Here is a 25,244-nt window from a genome sequence, read left to right as displayed (position 1 = left end):
CGCCCACCGCTTGTCGCGCGGGGCCGGAACCGGCAACATCGCGCCCCGTGATCGCGATTCCCAAGACGCTCGAGGACGCGCTGCGCGACAGGTTCGTCGTGCCCTTCGTCGGCGCCGGCGTGTCCATGGCCGCGCTGGACCGGAACGGGAAGCGGATGTTCCCCAGCTGGGGAGACCTGCTCCTCGGGGCAGCCGCGCGCCTCCGCGAGGACGGCAAGCGGCCCGAGGCCAACGTCGTGGAAGGGCTGCTGGAGAAGCGGGCGCCCGACTACTTCGAGGCGGCCCGGTACGCGCGCGAGGGCATGGGGGCGGGCTGGTACCGCTACCTCCGCCAGGTGCTGGATCCGCCGGGCAATCGCATCGACACCGGATCTCTGTCGCTCGCGCGCGCCGTCTGGCAGCTGCCGAGCAGGCTGGTGATCACGACCAACTACGATCAGATCCTCCGTTACGCGCTCGACGATCCCAACGATCTCGTGCAGATCAGCGTCGACGCGACGGCGGAGCTGTCCGCCATGCTGCGCGACGAGATCGATCGCCCGACCGTCTGGCACCTGCACGGCTTCATCCAGCAGCCGCAGCGGCTGATCCTGACGCCGGACGGCTACCGCGAGCTGTACCCGAGCCAGGAGGACGAGGTGCGCTACCGCGGCGCGCTGCAGGCGCTGCGCCACCTGCTTGCAGCGCGCACCTTCCTGTTCGTCGGCTTCAGCCTCGACGACGCGATGTTCGGCAACCAGATCGCGTGGGTCCACGAGGCCTTCGGCGGCGCCGCGGGGCCGCACTACATGCTCGTTCGGGCGCGCGAGCTGCGCGACACCCAGCGGCGCCTGAAGGACCTGAGCTGCATCGAGTTCCTGACGTTCGAGGAGTTCGGTGATCCCCTGGTGGCGCTCGTCCAGGCCCTCGGTTCCGCCGGGAACCGGGAGCCCGCCACGCCGCCGCCGCTCATGGCAGGCGCCCCCCGGCCCACCGCGCGCCTCGAGGCGGCGTCCGCCCCGTCCCCCGCCCCCGCTGTACCCCTCCCGTTCCTCGCCGACGAGGTCGAGATGATGGTCCCTCCCGTCACCCGGGTCGCACACCGCGGGCTCCTCCCTGAGGCGGCGCCCGCCCCGCCCGCCGCCGCGACGCCTCGAAGTCTCGAGACGACCGCGGGGGACGGCGACATGGACATGGCGCTCGTGAGGCAGAGCTATCGGCTCGTCCACCAGTATCAGCGCCGCGTCTTCGATCGGCTGGCAGAGCTGTCCGATGCGCTCGCGGGCATCGGGCTCGCGTTCGAGCGCTGGGATCCATCCCTGTTCTCGCGTCACCCGAAATCGACCACCGAGTTCTTTCGCCGCAAGTACTGGGCCTGGGATTTCCTGCCTGCGTATCGCCTCCAGCTCGTCTGGCAGTCATCGGCCAGCACCTCGCGGAGCGTGGTCGTCGACGTGGTGTCGGACACGGGCTTCACGCGCAGCGGGGGTGATGAGCCGGATCCGACGCGCTTCGGCGGCGCGCGCGCGGCGGGCTCCGAGCTGCAGATCAGCCTGATGCGCTCCTCCGTTCGGAACCTGCCCTGGAACCAGATCTGGTCGTCCTTGAGCGGACAGGAGGACACCATCTACGACGGAAATGATCACGAGCTCGACGCCGGCGGGCGCCCGTGCACCTACCGCTATCTCCGCGTCGATCTCGGCGCTGCGCTGGACAAGGACGCGTTCAGCGAGCGCGTCATCGCCCCTGTCAGCGCCTGGCTCAATCGCTGACCGAGATCCTCGGACGAGCGCGCCCCGCGCGAGCGCGGGGCGGCAGGAGGCTGAGTCGATATGTTGTTCGGGGATCGGCAGGACTTCGCCATCGAAGCGGACGTGGAGCCCAACCTGGAGCCCCCGAGCGCAGTGTGGGGACGCATGTGCGTCTGGTGCCGCGGGGTGGCCCTCGGAGACCTCGGGGAGTCCCACTGTGCGCTGTACCCGGCTTACCGCTCCTTTCGCTGGCTGCCCTCCAACCTCGACCGCCTGTGGTCCGAGAAGCTGGCCGGGTTGGACGACATCGCTGCCTGGAACTTCCTTGACGGGTTATTGTACAGCCATCATGGAGACGTCGAGGTGCCCGATACCCGAACGGAGGAGGAGCGCCGCCGGGACTGGACGTTCTGGAGCGCCCACGATTTCCTGACCAACTGGGGCGAGCAGTTCAACGGATGCAAAGCATTCGTCCTCTGTCCACCCGGCGGCTCGGTTCGCATCCTCTCTCGCGAGCTACCCGGGCACATGGGCCGCGGCGTGGAGGTGTCGCGAGCCGGGCTCGTTGCAGCCGCCGAAGGGTTCGCACGCTGGTTCGAGCAACAGGCGCGGCGTCTGGAAGGCGGTCCGGTCTAACGCATGCGCATGCCAGAAAGGTAGCGCCGGCTCGCGACAGTCGCGCCGCGTCTCGGAGGGGTGGCCCTCGACCCGGCGCGACAGCGGGCTGCGATGCGAGCGCCCCGGAGATGACGTGGACCGGGACGCCGCAGGCCACCAGAGGATAGGCGGCGCGCCGCTGGGCGAAGCGCCGGACACCGCCGCGCCCGGCGCCCCCCGCGCGGTGCGGCACCGGGCGATGAGGGCGCCATCAGGCCGGGCGGGCCAGCGTCCTGGGGCGCCGCGGCGGCGTCGCTCGATGATGCCGTGCGACCACCGCGGCGCTTGTAGAGCGACGGCGCGATCGTGTCGGCATCCCGCTCGTTCCAGCGGAGAGAGGCGATCGCCCGGCGTGTCTGATCGTAGGCGTGCACGAGCAGCGCGATGCTCAGCGGATCGCAGGCGGCTGCGGGCACGGCGGCCAGGCGCGTCACCACCGTCGCCGCCCCACGCACCGCGCCGTGCATTTTCTCAAACGGAACCGGAAATCCGGCCGCAATTCTGGATATGAGCACCCTCCTTTCGCCCGCCGACGACACCTCCCGCAACGCGACATGGAATTCCGTTCACGCTGCCGCACTGGACGTCCTCCCCAGTGCGCTCCGGCTCCTGGGGGTCGCCGAGCCCGATATCGACGACCTGTCCCAGGAGATCTTGCTCGCAGCGTACGAGAGCCTGGATCGGTTCGATCCCGCCTACCCAGCCTCTATCTCGGCGCCGCTGGACGAGGCCGACTCCGCGGGTGATCCGCCGCAGCGGGATGGCAAGCGCCAGCAAGGTAGCGCGGAGGCCCGGTGGGTGTTCGGGATCGCCTGGCGGAAGGTCAGCCGCTACCTGGACCGCGCTTACCGCCGCCGCGAGGTGCCGACGGGCTTGCACCCCACGCCGCACGGCCAGGCCGTCGATCCCGCACCGAGCAGCGAGCAGCGCATCGCTGACCGAGAGCGGCTGGAGCTCGCGATCTCGGTGCTCGGCACGATCGCCCCGGAGAGGCGGATCCTCCTCGTCCTGCACGAGGCGTTCGAGGTGCCGATCGTGGAGATCGCGCGCGAGCTCGGCATCAACTACAACACCGCCTGCAACCGGCTGCGCCTCGCCCGCGAGGACTACCGCGCCGCCGTCGCGCGGTTGCGCCCGGAGCAGCGACAGGCGCTGCGCGCGTGCTGGCTCCTGTTCCCGCTGGCGTCCAGCTCCCTCGCACGCGAGGACGGCGCGGGCGCCTCGACGTCGCCGGGCGCACCGCCGGCGCCGTCTCAGACCGCTCTGTCCGTGCTGCCTCCTTCTCTGGCTGCACCGCCGGCTACCCTGCCGCTTTCTCCGCCCATCCCTCCTGCCTCCCTGCCGCCTGCGCCTGCTCCGCCTGTGCCCCCGGCGCCGCTGCCGGGGACGCCGGCGGCCCCGAGCCAGCGGCGGATGCTCGCCCGTGTCGGCCTTGCCCTCGGCTCGACCGCGGCGGGCGTCGCCGGCACGATCGCCGTGCAGGTCGCCATCGCGTCACCGCCGGCCCAGTGGGCTCGCCGTTTCGGGGCGCTGCTGCCCGAGCTGCCGCCCGTGAGCGCCGCCTGCCTTGCAGCGACCCCGCCGCTGCAGGCGCTGGAGCCGGGGCCCGTCGCTCCCGCGCCCGAGGCGCCCCACCGCCCGTGCCCGGCTGCTCCGCGGGCGGCACCACGGGCCAGCGAGCGCGATGACACGTTCGCGGAGGAGCTGCGGCTGCTCACCGCGGCGCGAGAGCGCCTCACTGCCGGTGACCCCGCCGGGGCGCTCCGGCAGATCGCCGTGCACGAGCAGCGGTTCCCCGGGGGCCAGCTGAAGAACGTGCGGGAGCGGCTCCGCACGATCGCCCAAGCGCGCCTCTCTCCTCCGGAGCAGCGTGCGCCGGGAGGAGCGCCGTCGCGATGAGCAGCACCTGGGCCAGACACGGGCTCGGCGCGCGCCAGGCCCGGCGCGCTATCGGATCGATCCGGGGCGCGGGGCGCCCGGCGCGCGCCGCCGTGGCGGCGGCCACGGCCGCCAGGGTCCTGCTGTGCATCGCGGCGGCGCGCGCCGCGCCAGATCTGCCGCATCCTGCGATGCGGCTGGAGGTCGTGCGGGGCCCCGGCGCCGAAGCCTGCGCCGCCGAGGCGTTCCTGCGCGCGGAGGTGGCGCGCGGGCTCGGCGCCGACCCCTTCCAGGACGACGCGCCGCGGGTGCTCACGGTCACCATCGCGCAGGCGGGGCCGGAGCTCACGGCCTCAATGGCCCTGCGCGAGAGCGAGAGCGCGGGCGAGACAGCCTGGGCGGAGGGGTTCAGCACCCGGCGCGGCTGCGAGGCGCTGCTCTCCGGCGCAGCCCTCGCGATCGTGGCGCAGATCCTGAACGCGCCCGAGCGGGCGCCACCGCCCTCCGAGGCCTCGCCGTCGCCCGAGCCCTCAGCGCCGCCTCCACCGCCGCTTCCGCAGGCGCGCCGGGCCGCGCCCGAGCCAGTGCGCCGGGCCGAACATCCGAAGGCGCCAACACCGCCGGAGGCGGCCCCGACCCCGACGGAGCCGCTGCGGCTCGAAGCGGGGCTCGGCGCGACCCTAGGCCTGGGGATCACGCCGGGGCTCGCGGCCGGGATGACGCTGTCGTTTGGCGTTCGCCGGCCCGCCTGGTCGCTCGCGGTGGAGGGGCGAGGGCTCGTCTCCCTGGGAGAGGAGGTGAAAGACATGATCATCAGCACGAGAGCCCTCACGGCGGCTGGTGTGGGCTGCCTGCGCGGCAGCCATCTGTTCGGCTGCGGGGTCGCGACCGTCGGCTTCGTCCGGTTCGTACCCCGGCATCCGTGGGACATGACGGTACGCGACGACGCTCTGTTCAGCGTTGGGGCGCGGCTCGGCAGCGCCTGGGCCCTCTCGGACAGGTGGAGCGCGCATGGATACGCCGAGGCCAACGCGATCGTTGCGGAGGCGGTGATCCGGCGCCGTAGCCAGCGGCGCGAGACAGCTGGATCCATCACATGGTCCTCACCTCCGGTCGGCGCGGCGCTCGGACTCGGTGTCACGGCGACGTACTGAACGATTTCGTGGAGGCCCCGGCTCTCTTCGCCATCGAGATAAAAATTCTCAGAAGGAATCCTCAATGCTCAGTGCAATCGACTGTCTCGTGAAGGCTGCCCATTGTGAGCGCGGGCCATCTCTACGTATCTTGTCCGGCATGCGAACCCCCTTCCTCCTGCTCGTGGGCTCTCTCTTCTTGCCTGGCTGTCCCGGAGATCCGACCGTAATCGGTCCCTGTCAGCCGCAGGAGTACGGCAATCCAGGTTGCCCGTGGCCCGAGGAAGGCGGCGGCGGGGTTGGCGGCGAAGGTGGGGGCGGCGGGGCCGGCGGCAGCGGCGGGACAGGCGGCGGCGACGAGACCGCCTGCGCCGGCGATTGCGTCCCACCGGCGCCGCTCGGCTGGTTCGGACCGGCGCTCCTCTGGTTCGGCCCGCGGGACCAGGTACCCGCATGCCCCGCCGCCGCGCCGAACGTCGGCTACGAGGGGTTCGCCGACCTGGCGCCCGCGCCGCTCGCCTGCGCCTCCTGCCTGTGCGATCCGCCGGAAGCGGCCACCGCCTCGTGCCAGCTCCCGCTGGACTGGTCGGCGCACACCTCGACGACGTGTTCCGGCGACCCCGGCAGGGTCGAGACCACCTTCGCGGCGCCCGGCGGCTGGGACGGCGCCTGCACCGCCGAGAACGCCATCCCCGCGGGCCAGGACTGCGGCGGGCAGCCGTGTGTGAAGTCGATCTCGATCGACGCGCCTGCCGTGCTGGTCACCGCCACCGCCGCCTGCACGCCGAGGGTCGACGAGCCCCCGCCGCCGGCGCTCCTCGATCCCTGGCTGACCCGGGCGCTCGCCTGCGTGCCCGGCGCCTACACCGAGTGCCTGGGCGACCGGAGCACCTGCATGCCCTCGCCGGAGCAGCCCGGAGTCCCGCCGCCCGGCGGCTTCCTGACGTGCATCTTCCACGAGGGCGACGTGAGGTGCGAAGAGCCCTACCTGGACAGGCACGTTTTCTATGGCGGTGCCGAGGACGGGCGCGGCTGCTCCGAGTGCGGCTGCGGGGAGCTGGAGGGCGCTTCCTGCACCATCATGGCCTCGGTCTACAGCGACGGAGCATGCGGGGAGCAGGTCGCCTCGACCCTCGTCAGCTCCATGGCGCCGTTCTGCGGCGTCACGCCGCCCGGCATCGCCCTCGGCAGCAAGTCGGCGGAGGTCGTCGCCGTGGACCCCGGCGGCTGCGCCCCGAGCGGCGGCGAGCCGCTCGGCGAGCTGCTGCCGGCCGAACCGTCGACGTTCTGCTGCCAGGCATAGGGCCCGCGAGAAGAACAGGCGATCATCGCCTCGCGCGCAGCAGCAGCTCCACCCGATCCGCGAGCTCTCCGCGCTCCTCGTTGCGGAGGGCCGCGACCAGGGCGCTTGCGGGCGGCCCCGAGCCGACCATCGGCTCGACCGGCTCACGCATCCAGAACGCCATCATCGACCCCGCGGGCGTGCCGCGGCCCTCGGCCCGAAGCCACTTCATGGCCTCGTCGGCCCGGACGTCCGTGGCGGCAGCGCGCCAGGGAATGGGTGCGCTGCCAACGAGAGTTCGCGGCGTGGACCGCGCGCACCGATTGCCCCACGCGCTCCCCTGAAAGCGAAGCGAGATTGTCCGTGACCGGCCGCGCGAGTCATCGCTTGCTCCCAACGTCCTGGACATCGCGCGCGTGCCTCGGCGAGCTCGACTCGCTCGCGACGCCCGGCCGCGATCATGTGCACGGATTCATCAAAGGACGACAGCCTTTCCTGTATCCTCCTGCTGCCTTCTTCAGGCAAACGCGAGCCACCACCAGATGTCCTCCTGGGAGCAAAAGGCTATGACCGCAGCACGTCGTCGTTCGAGGGCAATCCGTACCGGCCTCGCCCAGCTCATCTCCGCGACGGCACTATTCCAGGCCGGACGCACGATCTTCGACGAAATACCAGCACAAACGTGCATGGATCCATCCCCCGGGTGCCAAGCGCTGTGTGGACACGAAGACCAAGAAGCACTTCTGGTCGGTTGCGCGAGGACGACACCGCTACAGAACCAATTCGTAAGAGAAATAAGCATGAAGACATGCCCTCAATGGCGCGAAGAACTACAGCCCGCCAGCGGCATCCGCCTAAGAGCGCCTAACAAAAGCCCGTCGGGATATGGTTGAGGCAGATCAGGCATACGGCGAGCAGGAGGAACGCTCGGTGAATGTCGGCACGGCGCTCATACCGCACGGTCAAGCGGCGGAAGCGCCGGAGCCAAGCGATCGTCCGTTCGACGACCCAGCGGTAACGGCCGAGTTTCTCCGACGACTCGATGCCCTTTCGAGCGATGCGGGGCACGATGTGGCGCAGATGACAAGCCAACCGAAGGGCCGGGTCGTCGTAGGCCTTATCGGCATGCAGTTTCTTGGGGCGGCGCCGCGGTCGGCCGCAAGGACGCGCGATCGGCGGCACCGCGTCCACCATAGGAGTGAACATCCTCGAGTCATGGACGTTCGCCGGCGTCATCTCGACGGCGAGCGGGATACCATTCTGATCGACCAGAATGTGATATTTCGTGCCCGGCCGGCCGCGATCCGTGGGGTTCGGGCCAGTTTTTTCACCCCCCTTTTTGCCGGAACCAGCGAGGCATCCAGCGCAGCACGCTCCCAGTTGATCCTGTCGGCTTCGCCGAGCTCATCGAGCAAGACCTCGTGGAGCCGATCCCAGACGCCAGCCTGCTGCCAGTCGCGCAACCTGCGCCAGCACGTCATGCCGCTGCAGCCGAGCTCTTGCGGGAGATACTCCCAAGGGATCCCGGTCTTGAGCACGAATAAGATACCGGTCAGCGCGATCCGATCAGGCGTACGCGGCCGGCCCCCCTGCGGCTTCGGCTCCGTTTTCGGCAATAGAGGTACGATTCGTTCCCAGAGTTCGTCCGGCACCAACAGCTTGCCCACGCTGTATTCTGCCGCACCATCGGCTTCCCTCAAGCAAGCGGGGTGAACGAGCTTTTGTTAGGTGCTCTAAGAATCACCCCTCAAGACATTGGAATAACACCGATCAAGAAGGACCCCTGCTACTACTAGCCTATGCCACCCTGGAGACCCATCTCAAATACAATAACCGACCTTCAGATAAGAATCACCACCATCGCCACCACGCAACATTCGAAGCATGGAAACATCGCCGACACCGACAACATGGATTGCACTAGGAACCATCACAGTCGCCGCGCTGGTGGCCGCATACAATCTGAGAACAATCTCGAGAGAGGGCGTCAACCAGCCCCAGTCGCACCAGGAAGCCGTCAACAAGGACGTCCCCGATCTCCAGTCAACTCTGATCGCCACTCAAAAAAAATTGGCCAGCTGCGAAAAGACGCTCCAGCGTCGCGACCCCGGTCTTCAGAAGAGAGACGAAAAGCCCCACACCAGCGAAGACAACCCCACACTTTCACCTGAGCCAGACTGTCCGAAACAATGCGTCGTCGCATCGCAAGCGCGGTCACTCAACACGACGGGCGCAAACTGCAGGAACTTCAGGTGGCATTTCGACGCATACAAGAAAATACTAGGAAGCGACACGCTCGACTGCGACACCGTGTTGAGCATTCGAGATCTGGCCCAGATGCAATACTCACTTTGCGTCGGCATCATAAAAACCAATGAGGACGCTCACTTTCGAGACGCCACGCGCGATCCTCTCGCCGTCGACGCGGTGGAAGACGCCTATGCAACCAGGAGCGAGTACGGCGACATCGACATCAATGAACTGGTAAAGAAGCCAGAGTGCATAGCTCGCTTGCGAGCCGAATGACTCGAACACATTTTACGCCGCTGTTCATCCGGAGGGAGCCAGCCGCCTGCCGTTCGAGCAGGCCAGGGCAGCCGCTGTTGCGCGCGCTATCAGGGCTTGGAGTATTCACCTTCGCCGCTCTGGCATCAGCGCAAGAACCGCGGCCCTCAGAGAAATTCTATTGGGACGGCCTCCATCTCAACGGCATCGTTCAGACAAAGCTCCCCCATCTCGCGAGACTCGGAGCCACGTATGGCGGCGGAACAGCCCCGGGGGCTGTTCATACAGTCATCGTGAGCTTCGGGCAGACCGCGAGCCCCACCCAGGAGCTCAACATCGGCTACTTCATCGGCGTTGGGGTGGGCAAGGAGAACATGTCGACGATAGAAGACAAGAAATTGGGGGTACATTCTACTTTCGAGGCCGGACAGTTCCGGGCGAGCGCGGCTACGAGCCTTGAATTCTACCAATTGATCGGAGCCGTTCTTCCCGTGTTCACCACGACCTTGAGGCCGCAGGGAACCCTTGTCCGGACCACGCACGTCGATCTGTTCATCGGCGGAGACGTCTATTCCCGCAACCTGAACGTCCAGCTCGGCTTCACGTGCGGATTACGGTTCAGGGACATAAGAATCTTCGATCGAGACATCGATGGGCTCCTGTCGATCACGGAGATGAATGCTTGGACCGGCGTTCCAACACATGGAACACTCTGGGTGGCCTACGTCGAATCGCGCCTCGGGATCGTCGTCGATCTGGAGCCCGACAAGGGAGAAGCGCGCGACCGGATCCGTGAGTATGGGCAGCTCTGACCGTTCGCGCCAGCAACGCCGTTCGCGTTGTTGCTCTCGCTCAGGCTGGTCGCGATTCAGGTGAGAACCGGGCTCACCAACGCGTCCCACCGGCGCCGCTCGGCTGGTTCGGCCCGGCGCTCCTCTGGTACGGCCCGCGGGACCAGGCGCCGGACTGCCCCGCCGCCGCGCCGAACATCGGCTACAAGGGGTTCGCCGACCTGGCGCCCGCGCCGCTCGCCTGCGCGGCCTGCCTGTGCGATCCGCCGGAAGCGTCCACCGCCTCGTGCCAGCTCCCGCTGGACTGGTCGGCGCACGCCTCGACGACGTGTTCCGGCGACCCCGGCAGCGTCGAGACCACCTTCGCGGCGCCCGGCGGCTGGGACGGCGCCTGCACCGCCGAGAACGCCATCCACACGAGCCAGGACTGCGGCGGGCAGCCGTGTGTGAAGTCGATCTCGAGCGACGCGCCCGCCGTGCTGGTCACCGCCGCCTGCACGCCGAGGGTCGACGAGCCCCCGCCGCCGGCGCTCCTCGATCCCTGGCTGACCCGGGCGCTCGCCTGCATGCCCTCGCCGGAGCAGCCCGGAGTCCCGCCGCCCGGCGGCTTCCTGACGTGCATCTTCCACGAGGGCGACGTGACGTGCGAAGAGCCCTACCTGGACAGGCACGTCTTCTATGGCGGCGCCGAGGACGGGCGCGGCTGCTCCGAGTGCGGCTGCGGGGAGCTGAAGGGCGCTTCCTGCACCATCATGGCCTCGGTCTACAGCGACGGAGCATGCGCGGAGCAGGTCGCCTCGACCCTCGTCAGCTCCATGGCGCCGTTCTGCGGCGTCACGCCGCCCGGCATCGCCCTCGGCAGCAAGTCGGCGGAGGTCGTCGCCGTGGACCCCGGCGGCTGCGCCCCGAGCGGCGGCGAGCCGCTCGGCGAGCTGCTGCCGGCCGAACCGTCGACGTTCTGCTGCCAGGCATAGGGCCCGCGAGAAGAACAGGCGATCATCGCCTCGCGCGCAGCAGCAGCTCCACCCGATCCGCGAGCTCTCCGCGCTCCTCGTTGCGCAGGGCCGCGACCAGGGCGCTTGCGGGCGGCCCCGAGCCGACCATCGGCTCGTCCGGCTCGCGCATCCAGAACGCCATCATCGACCCCGCGAGCGTGCCGCGGCCCTCGGCCTGACGCCGCTTCATGGCCGCGTAGGCCCGGACGTCCGAGGGGCGGATGCGCGGCAGGGAATGGGTGCGCTGCCAGCAAGCGTTCGCGGCGTGGACCGCGCGCATCGTTCTGGCCCTTGTCGATCCCCTGCAAGCGAAGCGAGATCGTCCGCGACCGACCGCGCGTGTCATCGCTTGCTCGCGACGCCCTGGACATTGCGCATGCCTCGGCGAGCTCGACGCGCTCGCTCGCGACGCCCGGGCGCGACCATGCGCACGAATACATCAAAGAACGACGGCTTTTCCTGTATCCTCGTGCCTGGTTCTCGAGGCAAACGTGAACCACCACCAGATACCCCTGAGAGCAAGAACCCATGACCGCAGCACTTCATCGTTCAAGGACGATCCGTCCCAGCCTCGCCCAGTTCATTTCCGCGACAGTACTATCCCAAGCAGGATGCACGATCTTCGACGAAAGGCCGAAACCGACGTGCATGGATCCATCCCCTGAGTGCGTGGCACTGTGTGTACAGGGGCCCGGATTCCCTCAACCAATCTACTGCGGGAGAACGACACCACGACAGAACCAATTCCTGGACATCCTGGGTACAAAGAGCTGCGACGAATGGCGCGAGTCACTTCCCCCCAGCAGCGACCCCAGTCTGACCATCACCCCTCAAATGGTTGGAATAACGCCAACCAAGAAGGACCCCTGCTACTACTAGATCACATTACCCTGGAGACCCATTTCACCACACCAACCACCTCCCAGGCGATCATTGTCGCCCGCGACATTCAACAGATGGGAACCTCACCGACGCCGACAACCTGGATTAGACTGGGATCCATCGCGCTCGCCGCGCTCGCGGCGGGATACATTCTGGGGAGAATCTCGGCAGATAGCGACAACCGACCTCCCCCGCACCAGGACGTCGCCAGCAAGGACGATCCCGAGCTTCGGTCGACTCTGAGCGCCACTCAGAAACGCTTGGCCAGCTGTGAAAAGACCCTCCAGCGTCGCGATCACCATCTTCAGACCAGAGAGGAAAAGCCCCACACCAACGAAGACAAGCCCACTCCTTCACCGGAGCCAGAGCTTCCGAAGCAATGCATCATCTCATCGGCGGCGACGCAGGTACACACACTGTCCGCCAACTGCACGAACTTCAGGAGACATTTCGACGCATACAAGGCAATACTCGGCAGCAGCACAATTGACTGCGAATCCGTCTTGAGCATTCGAGACCTGGCCCGGAACCAGCACTCAATCTGCGCCGCCATCGCAAAAACCTTCGAGGATGGGTCACACTCAGATCTCATGAGCGATATTCGGGGCATCGACGCAATGGAGAATTCATATATGCTCAGAAACGAATACGGCGACATCGACATCAATGATCTTGTAAAAAACCCGGAGTGCATAGCCCGCATTCAGGCCGAATGAATCGAACACATTTCACGCCGCCGTTCAACTTGCGGGAGGCATCGGCCCGCCGTTCGAGCAGGCCAGGGCAGCCATTCCTGCGCGCGCTATCAGGGCTTGCAGTGTTCTCCCTCGCCGCTCTGGCATCAGCGCAAGAGCCACGGCCCCCAGAGAAATTCCATTGGGGCGGCCTCTACCTCAACGGTGTCGTTCAGACGAAGCTCCCCCATCTCGCGAGACTCGGAGCCACGTACGGCGGCGGAACAGCTCCGGGGGCCGTCCATACGGTCATGGTGAGCTTCGGGCAGACCGCGAGTCCCACCCAGGAGCTCAACATCGGGTATTTCATCGGCGCTGGAGTGGGCAAGGAGAACATGTCGACGATCGAAGACAAGCAGTTGGGAATCCATGCGACGTTCGAGGCCGGATCGTTCCGGGCGAGCGCGGCCACGAGCCTTCAACTCTACAAATTGATCGGAGCCGTTCTTCCCATGTTCACCACGACCTTCAGGCCGCGGGGGACCCTTGTCCGTACCGCGCACGTCGATCTCTTCCTCGGCGGGGACGTGTATTCCCTCAATCTCAACGTCCAGCTCGGCATCACATGTGGATTACGATTCAGGGACATAAGAATCTTCGATCGAAACATGGATGACCTCCTGTCGATCACGGAGATGAACGCTTGGACCAGCGTTCCAACGCATGGAACCATCTGGGCGGCCTACGTCGACTCGCGCCTCGGGATCGTCGTCGATCTGGAGTCCGACAAGGGAGAAAAGCGCGTTCGAATTCGCGAGTATGGGCAGCTCTGATCGGTCGCGGCAGGTATGCCGCTCGCCTCGTTGCTCTCGCTCAGGCTGATTGCGATGCAGGTGAGAACCGGTTCACCAACGCGTCCCACCGGCGCCGCTCCGCTGGGCGAGCGCGCCGGAGACCGCCGGCAGCGCTGAAAAATTCCTCCCGAGTACGATCGAACAGGCGCGCGCGAAAACCGCGAAACCGACCCGCCCTCCGTCGCGTAGCACCGTCGAACGACGCGCCACGAGCCATCGCTGGTGGAGGCGGGCGCCATGCGGGCCCGCGGTCGCTCCGATCTCAGGGGTGTGCCGGAGGACCGATCGCGCCACGCGGCTCGCCGCGGCGGAGGCGATCCAGGTCGCGTCGTCTCAATCACCGCTTCTGGAGGATGCTCATGAAGATTCGGAATCGCGCGCTGTCGGCTCTGCCCCTCGTCCTCACCCTCGCCGCCGCTTGCGGCGACGGCGAAGGCGGCGATACCACCGGCGCCGGTGGCACGGGCGGGGGAGGAGCGAGCGGGCCCGGCGGCGGGGACGCGGCCACGAGCTTCGACGTGACCCTCGAGAACGTGACGCCCGCGCGGGATTACCGCGTGGCCAGCGTGTTCAACACGCCCGTGGGCGAGAGCATGCCCGGGCCGCTCTTCCCCGAGAAGAGCTTCGAATTCCGCGTCGGCGCCCTGCCGGGCGACAGGCTGTCGTTCACGACCATGTTCGGGCAGTCGAACGATCTGTTCTATGCGCCCGACGGCGCCGGGATCGCGCTCTACGACGAGTCGGGCAAGCCGGTGAGCGGGGACGTGACCGACCAGGTCATGCTGTGGGACGCGGGCACCGAGGCCAACGAGGAGCCGGGCGCGGGGCCGAACCAGGCGCCCCGGCAGAGCGGCGCGAACACGGGCGCTCCGGACCCGGACAACACAGTGCGGCTGGTCCAGGATGACTATACCTACCCGGCGGTCGAGGAGGTCATCCAGGTGACGGTGACGCCGGAGCCGGGCAATGAGTTCACGATCCGGATCACCAACATGTCGGAGGTGGGGACGCTGATGCCCGAGGGCGGGGAGCCGGCCGCCGTGCCGCTGTCGCCGGGGCTCTTCGTGGTGCACACGATGGACAACCCGCTGTTCACGGTCGGGCAGGCGTACCCCGACAACGGGCTGGAGGCGCAGGCCGAGGACGGGAACCCGATGATGCTGCACGAGGGGGCCATTCCCCGCGCGGGGCTGACCTCGCCGGTGGCGCCGGGCGTCGCGGTGGTGCACGGGTCCGGAGCGCCCCTGTTCAGGACGGGCGAGGCGGACCGGGGCAAAGGCCTCGAAATGCTGGCCGAGGACGGGAATCCGACCACGCTCGCGGGGTCGCTGGAGGCCGAGGTCGGGGGCGAGAGCGGGATCTCGTCGGTGCTGGTCTACAACACGCCCGTCGACGCCTCGACGCCGGGGCCGCTGCTGCCCGGCGCGAAGTTCAGCTTCACGGTGACCGCGCGGCCCGGCGAGCGGCTGAGCTTCGCGTCGATGCTGGGGCAATCGAACGATCTGTTCTTCGGGCCGAGCGATGCGGGGATCGCGCTGTTCGACGCGAGCGGCGAGCCGGTGAGCGGCGATGTCTCCGACCAGGTCACGATCTGGGACGCGGGCACCGAGGCCAACCAGTGGCCCGGCGTGGGCCCCGACCAGGCGCCGCGCCAGGCCGGGCCGCAGATGGGCGCCGACGATCCCAAGGACCAGGTGCGCAACGTCGATGACGGCTATCTGTATCCTGCGTCGAACCAGATGCTGAAGGTGACCATCACCCCGGCGCGGTAGCGGGGGCGCGAGCGGCAGCGCTGGCCGCTGGACCACGGCCCGGGGGTGCCTGGCGGCCGCGCGGCGCGTCTCCGCCCAGCACTGCCACGGTGGCGCCTCCTCAAGGACCTGCCGCCTACGGAGGAGCCTGCTGGTGCTGGATGGCGTGCTCGGCCTCCATCGTGTACCGGCGGCTCTCGGCCTCGTCGGGCTCGAGCCCCAGCTCACCATAGCGATAGGCCATCGCCAGCGCCTGGAGCGCCGCAGGGTGCTCCCGCTCGCCAGCGCTCTCGTAGAGCTCCACGGCTCTTCTGTCATTCCTCGGCACGCCGGCGCCCGCGCGGTACGCATTGGCGAGCAGGAACATCGCGTCTGGCGACCCTCCGCGCGCCGCGATCTCGAACCAGCGCACAGCCTCCGCGGGGTCGGCCGTCACGCCATCTCCGTTCTGGCTCATCACGCCGAGGAAATACGCGGCGCTCGGGTGCTGCGAGGGGGCGGCTCGCAGCAGCCAGGCGCGGGCGCGCGCCGCGTCCTTTGGGACCGATGGAAGCCCCTTCAGGTAGATCCTTCCGAGCGAGACCTGCGCCTCGACGTCCCCCTGCTCGGCCGCCCGCGCGAGTGCATCCATCCCGGCGAGGACCTCCCCGGGATCCGCGAGCGTGAGCAGGCGAAAGCCGAGCGCCCGCGCCTCCATGCCGCCCGGGGGCGGCGCCCCAGCGCGCGACGGCGGCGAGGGCGCCGCGGCGGCCGTGGGGCGGTCCGCCTCGGGACGATCGCCCTCGCGCAGCCCTCCAAGGGACAGGGCGGCGGCGCCGCCCAGCACGAGGGCGCCGCCGGCCAACACAGCGAGCCGCACGGCAGGCGGGACGCTCACCGGCTCAGGTCGATGGAGTAAACCGAGAGCATCTTGCCGCTGCCGTCATCCTGCGCGACGAGCGAGAGGTTGGTCAGCCCGGCGGCCTCCGCCTTCGGGAGCGCGTTCTGCGCCGAGGTGAAGGTCACGGGGCCCGCCGTCGTGACCCGGGCGAAGCGCCAGCTGCGGGCAGAGCCGTTCTGGGCCCGCGTGAGGTTCTCGACCTTCTTGATGTACAGGATGAGCACGTCGCGGTTCGTGTCCGGCGCGGCGTAGATCGTCTTCGAGCCGTCGAGGCCAGGGAAGCTGCCGCCGCCGCTCGCGCGGTAGTTGTTCGTGGCCACGATGAACTCCGCGGCCAGATCCATGGGCTCGCCGTTCCACTGGAGGTTCTTGATCCGGCCGCTGGCCTTCATCCCCGTGGGCGGGAGCGGCTGCGTCACGTCGATCTCGTACGTGATCCTGCTGTCCGTGAAGATGTCGAAGTTGTATCCGGGCATCGCGCTGTTGATGAGCGGCTGCGCCTCCGTCTTGCTCGGATCGATCTGATTGAAGCGCGTCGCGGCCCTCTCCAGCCAGTCGAGGATGTCCGCGCCGGTGACCTTCACCGCCTGGACCGTGTTCGCGTACAGGTAGAGATCGGCCGCGTTGTTGATCGCGATGCTCCCCGCCGGCACGTCGGTGTAGTCGTTGCCGCCCTGAAAGCCGGACTTGAAGGGCGCGCTCACCGAGAGCACGGGCAGCGACGCGTACTGCGGCAGGTTCTCCTCGATGTAGCGGGCGACGTAGTCGGCCTGGGCCTGGTTCACGATCTGGATCGCGCTGGCGTCCCCCACGTCGGCGAACATCGACGACATCGCGAAATCGCTCGTGCCGATGGGCGTCTTGACGTAGGCGACCGTCGCCTGGTGCTCGGCGTCGAGCAGCGGGGCGAAGGAAGCGTCGGCCGCGACGAGGACCTTCGTCTTGTCCGGCTGCGCGTCGCAGAGCGTCGCGAACGCGCAGGACGCCCCCGTGCGCCAGCGCTCCATCGCATCACACGCCTCGGGGAGCCCGCCCTTGCAGGTCGTGGCGATCGGCCGGGCCTCGACGACCGTCTTCGCCTTGTCGACCGTCCAGCCCTCTCCGTCGTGGGTGAGCCCCAGCTTGATGACACCGAGATGCTGGCCCCAGAAGTTCGCCATGACCGCGGGGAGGCCGGCGACCGTGCCCGCGTCCTTGTCGACCTCCGGCAGGCTGAACTGCGCCACGGTGCTGCTCGGGTTGGGGAAGATCTGGTGCGAGTGGCCCATGAGCATCGCGTCGATGCCGGGCACCTGGGCGAGGTGCCACGCCTGGTTCTCCAGGGTGGGCGTATACGGCGAGTCGTCGAGGCCGCCGTGGATGATGGCGACGACCAGCTCGGCCCCCCTGGCGCGGAGCTCGTCCACAAGCGGGGCCGCGACCTCCTTCACCCCCTTTGTGAAGACCTTGCCGTCGAGCCATTTCTTGTCCCAGCTCAGGATCGTCGGCGGCGTGACGTCGATGAAGCCGACCTTGACCGTGCTCTCGATGGCGCCGCCGCCCGGCGCCGTCGCGGTGATGGTCTTCTCGACGAGGACGGTCTTCGGGAAGAGCGTCTCGCTCGTCTTCAGGCTGAAGACGTTGGAGTTCACAAGCGGGAACCGAGGGCCCTCGCAGCCCGCCGATGCAGCGAGATCGAGCCCGTCGACGTCGAACGGGGTGTGGGTCACCTGCGAGAGAAAAGCGAGGCCGAAGTTGAACTCGTGATTGCCGATCCCGCCGACGTCGAACCCCACGTGGTTCATCGCCTTGTACATGGCCAGCGTCTCGCCGCACGCGATCGGCGCGACGAGCGCCTGATAGTCGGCGAGGACGGTGCCCTGGATCGTGTCGCCGTTATCGATCAGGAGCGTGTTCGCGAACTCGTCTCGCGCCTGGCTGATCAGGGTCGCGGTGCGCTCGAGGCCGATCGATGGCTCAGCGACCAGCTTGAAGTAATCGAAGCCGAGGATGTTGGTATGGAGATCGGTGGTCTCGAGCAGCGCGAGGTCGGCCGTGGCGCCGCTCGGCGTCGCGGGCGCCCCTCCCTCGCCGCCTCCTCCCTGGTCGCCTCCGCCCTCGCCGCCTCCCCCCTCGTCGCCTCCTCCCCTGCCGCCTCCTCCCTCGCCGCCTGAGCTTGCGGAGCTGGAGGAGCTTGAGGTGCTCGAGGAGGAGCTGGACGTCGATGCGCCTGTGCCGCTCTCGTCATCGCCGCACGCGGTCAGCGCGGTCATGGCCAGAATCAGCGAGGAAATCGACGCTACCCGTCCGACTCGACCTGTCATCGTGAACACCTTTCCGAGCGCCGCTTCGGCCGATGCCTCTCCGCGCGCAACGAGCCATATCGAGTCGAGGCGGTCGAGTTTTCGCACCGATGCGCGCCCGGATCAAGGGCTACGATGAGCTGCTCGGCATGTCAACCGCACCGGAGAGGCGATGCGGCGGAAGAACGCTTGAACGGCGCGCCGTCGACCTTCCGCGCGCCGTTGCGTCAATCCGATGGACGGCTGGTAACGGTCTCGTTAACGCTCGCCGCGCGCGAAGGACGGCGTGGCATCAGAACACGATCGTCCAACCCGGATTGCTCACTTGCTGCTTCGTGTAGGACACGCCGTCGACCTTCAGCCCTTCCGCGTTGAGCAGCGTGATGAGCCCGCCCTTGTTGGAGAGGACCATCGGAGCCTGGACGACGATCGTCGTCAGCCCACCGGGCTGAAGCTCTCCGGTGAGCGCCATCTTCGATTTGGCCTTGTCGGCCAGCGACCAGCCAGCGAGGTTGATCTTCTGGTTCGACGTATTCACCAGTGTAACGGTCTCCCGTTCGGGCGTACGCGTGTCGTTCACGAGGGCGGCGACGATCCGCACGATCCCGTCGGGCTGCTCCACCGTGGGGAGCCCGCCGCCTCCACCGGCCACGTCCGACGGCGGTCCGGAGACCGGGATGTCGAGCGTGTGCCCTGTCTGGTCGTCGGTGTGCCACGCCTGCGTCTGAAACTTCAGGAAGATCGCGACCCACTGGTCCCCACGCGGGAAGTGGATGAGGAGGCCGCCGTCCTGCCAGACACCATCATCCTTCTTGAAGCGGGCGTCGTTGCCCTGGTTCATGTGGATATCGTGGATGCCGTTGCCGGGCAGGAAGCCGAAGATCTTGTCCTTCTTCCCGTTCTCGGGGCCCCAGCGCTCCCCGAAGGCGTACAGAATCGCCGTCTCGTCCGCCATCGCCCGCTGCACGTAGTGATCGAGCTTCTCGTTGAGGTCGTTGTCAGGGCCTGGGGCGGAGAATGGCAGCGGGACGAACTCCGTACGATCCACGAGGTTCCCCCGGATGAGGTCGAGCCCGCCCCCGCCCGGCTTGCTCTCCAGCGGATGGAAGCCCGGCTTCAGCTCGTGGAGATCTTGAAGCAGCGGGTGCGCAAAATGTGACTTGACGACATATTCGACCTGGGAGCCGTCCTGCGACTGCACATTCACCGCGATGCGATAATCTATCGTGTCGTCCACGATGTGGATCTGATAGTGCGGGTTCGCTCCCGACGCGAAACGCCTATCGATCACTGTCCCCTTCAGTACGCCATAGCTCTTCAGCGGCATGTCGCCTCCCGCATCCATCGGCTGAGCACGGCCGGTGCCCGCCTGTGAGATTGCATCAAACCCCTATTTCACTCTTTCGAATGGTGATGGACCATCCGGCACGAATCGGACGCTGTCGCCATCAGGCTCCTTGCCCAGGGTCAGGAGCTGGACCTTCGATCAGCTTGGATGTCACCTTTCCCTCTTGGCGGGGTCTCGGCGGACGCCGACGGTGCGATTCTCGTGGCCTGGGCCTGCCCCCGCGATGCAAGACCCCACGCGCAACACGTGCCCTCCCCTTGGCGCCGGTGACCGGCGGGTGTTGGATGGAACGCGCGATAGCGCGCTCTTCACCATTGCAGCCGCCTTCCTTTTCGAAGTCAAGACCGAGCTGACCGTGGACTCGCAAATTTCGCCGCCCTGTCACGCAGGGGTTTGTTTGCGGAAAGCCAGCGGAAAGCCACGGAGCTGGCGCTGGAACCCATCCTCTCTCGAGCGGCCAATGCCGAGCCGAGGTGCACGCCCTTTACAGGCACATCAAATTCATCATGGATTCGCTCGCGCTGCGCAAGGAGCGCTTCGAACGGTGTGCGACCATCGGGTGGATTTTGGCCGAGACGGATCTCGCCGGGGCCGTGCTCGAGGTCGACCGGGCCGCTGTCGGTGCGATTCGCCTTCCCGATCGGCCCTCGATCCTCCCGTGGCCGGCGGGAGCCCGCTGGACCTCGCCGCATACACGGCGTTGCCGACCAGGCTATCGCAACCCTCAGCGCGGGAGGAAGAGCTGCTCCGGAAGCGCGGTGTTGCAGGGCTCCTGAACGACATGCGCGTAGCCCGCGGTGCTGGCACCCTCGATGCTCAGGCACTTCTGGCTGTTCACGTTCATGATCGACCGATAAGCGCCCACCGGCCGCAGGACGAACTTCTGGTTGGGGTTGCCCGTGCAGGTGTATTGAATGAGCTCGGCGCCGTCCTCGAGGCTCGAGTAATAGATGTCGAAGCAGAGCCCGCTGTGCCTCGGCTTGATGAACACGCTCCCGTCGGGGTCTCCCGTCGGGATGAGCTCGAAGCTCTGGTTGGGGTTGCCGGTCGCGGGCCATTGAATGATCGGCGAGAGCGGCGTCGTCTGCGAGTAATAGACGTCCATGTTGAGGCCGCTGTTCTGGTTGGTGAAGGTCACCGCCGGGTTGGTGCTGCTCACGCTCCCGAAGTCCACGGTCGTGTCGAGCTTGGGGGAGACAGAGTAGCCTTGAGGATGCGCCTCTACGTAAAAGAATCTCCAGTCGACATAAATCCCCTGGAGCACCTGGGTGTGCATGACGGAGAGCGGCACCTTGCCGTTGAACGAGCTCGGCGCGGAATAGACGGTTTGATACGTCGGCTGGAGGGTCGAGACCGCAAGGAACGGCAGCGTGTAGAGCGCCCCGGTCCACGGGTCGACGAGGTCGACGGGGTTCCAGTACGGATGGCCCTGCGCCGAGGTCATCCGGTAGCTCCAGGCCGATGTCAGCCCCGTGCTCTGATCGATCGCGGTGAAGTCGGACAAGGACACGGTGGCGCTGTCCTGGAAGCTGCACGAGAAGCTGGCGCTGGCCGCGTCGGTGCCCCCCTGGGCGCCGACGCTGCAGCCGACGGAGCGCGTGAACGAGCTTTGCCCGTTCGGGGAGTTGGGCACGTGGGCATACGGGCTCAGCGCCGTGCTGCCAGGCACGACGCTGACGTTCAGCTGCTGCTGGTAATAGCCCCGGTTGAAGTTGCTGTTCGTGTTCAGCGGTCCCGGGTTTGCGCCCGCGCCCACGCCGGTGACGACCATGAATTTGTTGTTGGGCGAGGTGGAGGCGACGAGCTCGACCTCGTAGCTCAGATCCAAGGTCGCGACTTGCGAGGTGCCGGGTACGGTCCACCACGAGGAGCCGTTCACGATGAACCGGCGGTAGGTGCCTGGAGGGGCCCCGCTCGCGACGGAGAGGGCGAACGGCTGGACGACGGGCGCAGTCGCGAGCGTGCGGATGCGCGCCGCCACCTGCGTCGCGATATCCTCGCGTGACGGACCGACCGCGGGCGTGGCGCCCTCTTTGGCCTGTCCGGCGAGCTCACGGTCCTGCGCGCGCGCCGAAAGCTCCTCGACGGGCAAGGAGGCGGCCTCGTGGCTCACCTTGATCGTGGCGGAGGGGGACTTCACCGCCGTCGTCTCGATGTTCCCGTAGAGCTTGATATCGAACTTCGTTCCCCCGCGCGATGGCTCCACGATCGCCACGTCGCCCGCGACGCCGTAGCCGAACACCGCGGCCATGCGCGCCGAGTCGCGGACATTCTCGAAGACGAACGGGACCCCGGCCTCGCTCGCGGCCTCGACCAGCGACCGGTAGGTCGCGAGATCCGCCTCACCGAGCTCGTCCATGTCGGCGATCACCGCGCCCGTTCGGCGAAGGAGGTCGCTGCGCTCGGCGTCGCCGGAGCGGAGCGAGTCCAGAGCGCCCTGCGCCGAGGTCGCCTGGAGCTCGCCGGCGAGGTGATGGAGGACCGGCGTCCTGTCCGCGGAGATGGGGGTCAGGGCGATGAACCCGGTACGCGCGGCGGGCGCCACCGACGTCGACACGCCTTCATCGAGCGGCTCGACGTCGGGGCTTCCGCAGCCTTGTTGCAAGAATCCGAGGGCGAGCGTCGAGAGCGAGAACACCAGGCCGACTCTGGAACGGATCATGGATTCCTCCCTTGCGGCTTCCTTCGCCCAGGCGAGCGATCGAGCCGTCAGGTCCAGTTACGGCGGGCTCCAGCATCGGTTTCGCAAATTTGCCTCCGGGCCAAGACCCCCTACTCGCGGCGGCTGCGCCCACCGCGCGCCGGGTCGGTCGCCGGCAGCTCCCCGAGGAGGTGGTCGATGCAGGTCCGGACGGCGGCCGTCAGGGCGCGATGCGCGCGATAGAGGAGGCTGACGCCGCCGGCCTCGGCCTCGTAGCCCTTGAGGACGCGGACGAGGCGCTTCGCGGCCACGTCCTCTGCGCAGAACACCTCCGGAAGCATCGCGATGCCCACGCCCGCGAGCGTCGCGCGGTAGGCGGCGGAGGACTCGCTCACATAGAAGCGGGGCTCGAAGGCAATGCGTCGCCTCCGGCGCCCCTGCCCGAGCGTCCACGTGGCCATTCCGTCCGTCGCGTGCACCGCGATGCAATCGTGACGCGCGAGGTCCTCGACCCGGAGAGGAACGCCGCGCGCCTCGAGGTAACGCGGGCTCGCATACAGCAGCTTCCGCGTCGCCCGCCAGAGCTCTCGCGCCACGAAGTCGGTTGTGTCGTCCACGTGGCCCGGGACGATCGCGATGTCGAAGCCCCCGGCGAGGAGGTCGACCCGCCGCGAATCGATCTCGAGGTCGACCGACACGCGCGGGTGCTTCGCGAGATAGGTGCAGACGACGCTCGACACCGCGGCGCCGAGGGCGATCGGCGCCACGATCCGCACGCGTCCGCGCGGCTCGCTCTGGAGCTCGCGGACGTGATGCGTGCCTCTCGTGAGGTCGTCGATCGCCCGCTCGGCGTGGCTGAAGTAGGCGCGCCCGGCCTCGGTCAGGTCCAGCCGCCGGGTGGTTCGCTCGAGGAGCCGGACACCGAGCGCGGACTCGAGCCGCGCGATGCGCCGGCTCACCGTGGAGACCGGCACGCCGCGCTCGCGGGCTGCGGCCGAGAAGCTGCGCGTCCGGACGACGCGCACGAGGAGCGCGGCGTCGTTCAGGTCCAGATCGATTCGTGCGTCCACGGCAACAGTCCCTTCCCTCCAGGCACACTAATGCGCTCCGGCGGCCGGCGCTAGGCTCGGTGACGTGAAGCAGCCCATCGTCACCGGGCCACGCGGGGCACGGAGCGCCGCGCCCGCGTGATCCCTGGGATGACCGCGCAGGGTCGCTGCGCCAAACGCAGCAGGAGGTTGTCATGATCATCGTCACTGGAGCCAACGGTCAGCTCGGCCGAGCCATCATGGAGCGGCTCCTTCAGCGCGTGCCCGCCGCTCGGCTCGGCGTCAGCGTCCGCGACCCGGAGCAGGCCAGCGCGCTCGCCGAGCGCGGCGTCCGCGTACGCCGGGGGGTTTTCGACGACGCCGCGAGCCTGCGCCACGCGTTCGAGGGCGCCTCGCATGTGCTGATCGTCTCCATCAACAGCACAGGTGAGGCCGCGGTGCGCCAGCATGAAGCCGCGCTCGAAGCGGCGCGCGCGGCGGGCGCCCGGCGCGTCCTCTACACGAGCCACATGGGCTCGAACCCGGCGTCCCGCTTCGAGCCCATGCGCGACCACGCGGCCACCGAGGCCTCGCTGCAAAGGTCCGGGGGCGCGTTCACCTCGCTTCGCAACGGGTTCTATGCGGCGTCCGCGCTCATGCTCCTCGAGCGGGCGCTCGAGACGGGCAAGCTCGTCGCGCCGGAAGACGGCCCGGTCTCGTGGACAGAGCACGGCGACCTGGCCGACGCGGCGGCGATCGCGCTGACCGACGAGGCGCGCCTCGACGGGTTGACACCGCCGCTCACCGCCGCCGCGGCCCTGGACCTCGCGGGCGTCGCGGCGATCGCCTCGGAGCTCATCGGGCGCTCGATCACGCGGGTGACCGTCAGCGATCGAGCGTTCAGGGAAGACATGGTGTCTCACGGCGTCCCCGAACACCGGGCGGACCTGCTCCTCGGCATGTTCGCGGCGAGCCGGGAGCGCGAGTTCGCCGCGGTGGATCCGACCCTGGAGCGCCTGCTCGGCCGAGCGCCGATGTCCATGCGTCACTACCTGACGGCGCGCCTGTCACCGCCCCGCTCGGCCCTGCCGGCGGGGCACCAGGTCGGGCCGGCGAGCCAAGCGTGACACGCTGACGGCTCCGGCCCGCAGCTGCAGCCCGCCGGAGTCCACCATGCTCCGGGAGACCGCGAGCTCCCCCCGGCGTCACCGAGCCCCCGAGCTGGCCGGTAGCACCCGGCCCGGCTTCGGGAATATGCTCTCTTCATGAGCCGCGCCGCCACCATCCTCTTTCTCAGCGCCAACCCGTCAGGGACAACGCGCCTCGCGCTCGATCATGAAGTCCGGGAGATCGAGCAGCGCCTCCGTGCGTCCGAGCTCCGAGGGGCGTTTCGCCTCGAGCAAGCATGGGCGACGCGAGCGAGCGATCTGCAGGAATGCCTCCTTCGCCATCGCCCAACCATCGTTCACTTCAGCGGTCATGGGAACTCTTCCGGTGAGCTGCTCCTGGAGGATGAAGCGGGACGCGCGGTTCCTGTCCAGACCAGCGCCATCGCCACGTTGTTTCGCGTGCTGCGCCGCGATATCCGCTGCGTGCTGCTCAACGCATGCTTCTCCGAGACGCAGGCGAGGGCGATCGCAGAGCACATCGAATGCGTGATCGGCATGACGATCGCCGTGGACGATCGCTCGGCCATCGCCTTTGCGGGCGCGTTCTACCAGGCGCTCGGCTACGGGGAGGACGTCAAGAGCGCCTTCGAGCTCGGATGCAATCAAATCGGCCTGACGGGGCTCGCGCAGAGCGACGTGCCCCGGCTGGTTGTGCGCGATGGGGTGCGGTCAGAGGATGTGCGGCTGGCTGCCCCACATGACCCCGGCCGTCCGTAGCGCCCGTCGCCCCCTCCGGACCCTCCGCGCGGCGGAGGGGCCATGCC

The 25,244-nt window shown here is 68.1% G+C and carries 21 protein-coding genes and 1 pseudogene; 13 read left to right on the top strand and 9 right to left on the bottom strand.

The window, feature by feature from the left end; all coding sequences use genetic code 11:
• Positions 1-47 precede the first annotated feature (47 nt).
• The 5 genes from WME97_RS08340 to WME97_RS08320 all read left to right on the top strand — a co-directional run bounded on the left by WME97_RS08340 (position 48) and on the right by WME97_RS08320 (position 6,701).
• Complete coding sequence (locus WME97_RS08340) at positions 48-1,751, top strand: SIR2 family NAD-dependent protein deacylase (RefSeq protein ID WP_437550952.1); 1,704 nt, start codon at positions 48-50, stop codon at positions 1,749-1,751.
• Between the two features lie 60 nt (positions 1,752-1,811).
• On the top strand, positions 1,812-2,366 hold the full coding sequence (locus tag WME97_RS08335; RefSeq protein ID WP_437550950.1) for a hypothetical protein: 555 nt from the start codon (positions 1,812-1,814) through the stop codon (positions 2,364-2,366).
• Between the two features lie 528 nt (positions 2,367-2,894).
• Entirely contained in the window at positions 2,895-4,286 is a 1,392-nt protein-coding gene (locus tag WME97_RS08330) for a sigma factor-like helix-turn-helix DNA-binding protein (protein ID WP_437550948.1), read from the top strand.
• Positions 4,283-5,419 carry a hypothetical protein gene (locus WME97_RS08325; protein ID WP_437550946.1) on the top strand — a complete coding sequence of 379 codons (1,137 nt, stop codon included), beginning with the start codon at positions 4,283-4,285 and terminating at the stop codon, positions 5,417-5,419. The genes WME97_RS08330 and WME97_RS08325 overlap by 4 nt, the downstream gene beginning before the upstream one ends.
• Before the next feature lie 139 nt (positions 5,420-5,558).
• Positions 5,559-6,701: a hypothetical protein gene (locus WME97_RS08320; RefSeq protein WP_437550944.1), complete on the top strand. Its 1,143-nt coding sequence runs from the start codon at positions 5,559-5,561 to the stop codon at positions 6,699-6,701.
• A 22-nt stretch (positions 6,702-6,723) separates the two neighbouring features.
• Here the strand turns inward: WME97_RS08320 and WME97_RS08315 are convergent, their stop codons facing one another.
• Positions 6,724-6,912 (bottom strand): hypothetical protein, encoded by a 189-nt coding sequence (locus WME97_RS08315; RefSeq protein WP_437550942.1) that lies wholly within the window; start codon positions 6,910-6,912, stop codon positions 6,724-6,726.
• Positions 6,913-7,544: 632 nt separating this feature from the next.
• Positions 7,545-8,332, bottom strand: a pseudogene (locus tag WME97_RS08310) (IS5 family transposase).
• A 232-nt stretch (positions 8,333-8,564) separates the two neighbouring features.
• Between WME97_RS08310 and WME97_RS08305 the strand changes: the two are divergent.
• Complete coding sequence (locus WME97_RS08305; protein WP_437550941.1) at positions 8,565-9,206, top strand: hypothetical protein; 642 nt, start codon at positions 8,565-8,567, stop codon at positions 9,204-9,206.
• A gap of 272 nt (positions 9,207-9,478) precedes the next feature.
• Positions 9,479-9,997, top strand: coding sequence for a hypothetical protein (locus WME97_RS08300; RefSeq protein ID WP_437550939.1), 519 nt, complete (start codon positions 9,479-9,481; stop codon positions 9,995-9,997).
• A gap of 181 nt (positions 9,998-10,178) precedes the next feature.
• Here WME97_RS08300 and WME97_RS08295 read toward each other — a convergent pair whose 3' ends face one another.
• Positions 10,179-10,463 carry a hypothetical protein gene (locus WME97_RS08295; protein ID WP_437550937.1) on the bottom strand — a complete coding sequence of 95 codons (285 nt, stop codon included), beginning with the start codon at positions 10,461-10,463 and terminating at the stop codon, positions 10,179-10,181.
• Between WME97_RS08295 and WME97_RS08290 the strand changes: the two genes are divergently transcribed.
• On the top strand, positions 10,453-10,950 hold the full coding sequence (locus WME97_RS08290; RefSeq protein ID WP_437550935.1) for a hypothetical protein: 498 nt from the start codon (positions 10,453-10,455) through the stop codon (positions 10,948-10,950). The genes WME97_RS08295 and WME97_RS08290 overlap by 11 nt on opposite strands.
• 22 nt (positions 10,951-10,972) lie before the next feature.
• Here the strand turns inward: WME97_RS08290 and WME97_RS08285 are convergent, their stop codons facing one another.
• Complete coding sequence (locus WME97_RS08285; RefSeq protein ID WP_437550933.1) at positions 10,973-11,251, bottom strand: hypothetical protein; 279 nt, start codon at positions 11,249-11,251, stop codon at positions 10,973-10,975.
• Between the two features lie 499 nt (positions 11,252-11,750).
• Between WME97_RS08285 and WME97_RS08280 the strand changes: the two genes are divergently transcribed.
• The 3 genes from WME97_RS08280 (at position 11,751) to WME97_RS08270 (ending at position 15,153) form a co-directional block, all read left to right on the top strand.
• The gene (locus WME97_RS08280; RefSeq protein ID WP_437550931.1) at positions 11,751-12,569 is read left to right on the top strand and encodes a hypothetical protein; all 819 of its coding nucleotides are present in this window, start codon (positions 11,751-11,753) and stop codon (positions 12,567-12,569) included.
• Between the two features lie 101 nt (positions 12,570-12,670).
• On the top strand, positions 12,671-13,360 hold the full coding sequence (locus tag WME97_RS08275) for a hypothetical protein (protein ID WP_437550929.1): 690 nt from the start codon (positions 12,671-12,673) through the stop codon (positions 13,358-13,360).
• A 380-nt stretch (positions 13,361-13,740) separates the two neighbouring features.
• Entirely contained in the window at positions 13,741-15,153 is a 1,413-nt protein-coding gene (locus WME97_RS08270) for a spondin domain-containing protein (RefSeq protein ID WP_437550927.1), read from the top strand.
• 115 nt (positions 15,154-15,268) lie between these two features.
• On the opposite strand, the gene WME97_RS08265 is transcribed toward WME97_RS08270, so the two are convergent.
• The 5 genes from WME97_RS08265 to WME97_RS08245 all read right to left on the bottom strand — a co-directional run bounded on the left by WME97_RS08265 (position 15,269) and on the right by WME97_RS08245 (position 23,353).
• Positions 15,269-16,009: a tetratricopeptide repeat protein gene (locus WME97_RS08265; RefSeq protein WP_437550926.1), complete on the bottom strand. Its 741-nt coding sequence runs from the start codon at positions 16,007-16,009 to the stop codon at positions 15,269-15,271.
• Positions 16,006-18,264 (bottom strand): 5'-nucleotidase C-terminal domain-containing protein, encoded by a 2,259-nt coding sequence (locus tag WME97_RS08260; protein ID WP_437550924.1) that lies wholly within the window; start codon positions 18,262-18,264, stop codon positions 16,006-16,008. Before WME97_RS08260 ends, WME97_RS08265 begins: the two co-directional genes overlap by 4 nt.
• A gap of 322 nt (positions 18,265-18,586) precedes the next feature.
• Entirely contained in the window at positions 18,587-19,621 is a 1,035-nt protein-coding gene (locus WME97_RS08255; RefSeq protein ID WP_437550922.1) for a DUF2278 family protein, read from the bottom strand.
• Positions 19,622-20,366: 745 nt separating this feature from the next.
• Positions 20,367-22,304 carry an RICIN domain-containing protein gene (locus WME97_RS08250; protein WP_437550921.1) on the bottom strand — a complete coding sequence of 646 codons (1,938 nt, stop codon included), beginning with the start codon at positions 22,302-22,304 and terminating at the stop codon, positions 20,367-20,369.
• A gap of 110 nt (positions 22,305-22,414) precedes the next feature.
• Positions 22,415-23,353, bottom strand: coding sequence for a LysR substrate-binding domain-containing protein (locus WME97_RS08245; protein WP_437550919.1), 939 nt, complete (start codon positions 23,351-23,353; stop codon positions 22,415-22,417).
• A gap of 173 nt (positions 23,354-23,526) precedes the next feature.
• On the opposite strand from WME97_RS08245, the gene WME97_RS08240 reads away from it, so the two are divergent.
• Positions 23,527-24,438, top strand: a complete 912-nt coding sequence (locus tag WME97_RS08240; protein WP_437550917.1) for an NAD(P)H-binding protein — start codon at positions 23,527-23,529, stop codon at positions 24,436-24,438.
• A 138-nt stretch (positions 24,439-24,576) separates the two neighbouring features.
• Positions 24,577-25,197, top strand: coding sequence for a CHAT domain-containing protein (locus tag WME97_RS08235; protein WP_437550916.1), 621 nt, complete (start codon positions 24,577-24,579; stop codon positions 25,195-25,197).
• Positions 25,198-25,244: the final 47 nt, after the last annotated feature.

The organism is Sorangium sp. So ce367 (genome assembly GCF_051520455.1).
In the GTDB taxonomy this organism is placed as follows: Bacteria; Myxococcota_A; Polyangia; order Polyangiales; family Polyangiaceae; genus Sorangium; species Sorangium cellulosum_B.
The sequence above is the reverse complement of the archived record's forward strand: the minus strand, read 5'-3'. Positions and strand labels throughout refer to the sequence as shown.

What these genes read in the sequence shown, in the direction of transcription:
- WME97_RS08335 (WP_437550950.1), top strand. Translation starts at nt 1,812, where the DNA reads ATGTTGTTCGGGGATCGGCAGGACTTCGCCATCGAAGCGGACGTGGAG.
- WME97_RS08330 (WP_437550948.1), top strand. Translation starts at nt 2,895, where the DNA reads ATGAGCACCCTCCTTTCGCCCGCCGACGACACCTCCCGCAACGCGACA.
- WME97_RS08325 (WP_437550946.1), top strand. Translation starts at nt 4,283, where the DNA reads ATGAGCAGCACCTGGGCCAGACACGGGCTCGGCGCGCGCCAGGCCCGG.
- WME97_RS08320 (WP_437550944.1), top strand. Translation starts at nt 5,559, where the DNA reads ATGCGAACCCCCTTCCTCCTGCTCGTGGGCTCTCTCTTCTTGCCTGGC.
- WME97_RS08315 (WP_437550942.1), bottom strand. Translation starts at nt 6,912, where the DNA reads ATGAAGTGGCTTCGGGCCGAGGGCCGCGGCACGCCCGCGGGGTCGATG.
- WME97_RS08305 (WP_437550941.1), top strand. Translation starts at nt 8,565, where the DNA reads ATGGAAACATCGCCGACACCGACAACATGGATTGCACTAGGAACCATC.
- WME97_RS08285 (WP_437550933.1), bottom strand. Translation starts at nt 11,251, where the DNA reads ATGCGCGCGGTCCACGCCGCGAACGCTTGCTGGCAGCGCACCCATTCC.
- WME97_RS08280 (WP_437550931.1), top strand. Translation starts at nt 11,751, where the DNA reads ATGGCGCGAGTCACTTCCCCCCAGCAGCGACCCCAGTCTGACCATCAC.
- WME97_RS08270 (WP_437550927.1), top strand. Translation starts at nt 13,741, where the DNA reads ATGAAGATTCGGAATCGCGCGCTGTCGGCTCTGCCCCTCGTCCTCACC.
- WME97_RS08260 (WP_437550924.1), bottom strand. Translation starts at nt 18,264, where the DNA reads ATGACCGCGCTGACCGCGTGCGGCGATGACGAGAGCGGCACAGGCGCA.
- WME97_RS08255 (WP_437550922.1), bottom strand. Translation starts at nt 19,621, where the DNA reads ATGCCGCTGAAGAGCTATGGCGTACTGAAGGGGACAGTGATCGATAGG.
- WME97_RS08250 (WP_437550921.1), bottom strand. Translation starts at nt 22,304, where the DNA reads ATGATCCGTTCCAGAGTCGGCCTGGTGTTCTCGCTCTCGACGCTCGCC.
- WME97_RS08240 (WP_437550917.1), top strand. Translation starts at nt 23,527, where the DNA reads ATGATCATCGTCACTGGAGCCAACGGTCAGCTCGGCCGAGCCATCATG.
- WME97_RS08235 (WP_437550916.1), top strand. Translation starts at nt 24,577, where the DNA reads ATGAGCCGCGCCGCCACCATCCTCTTTCTCAGCGCCAACCCGTCAGGG.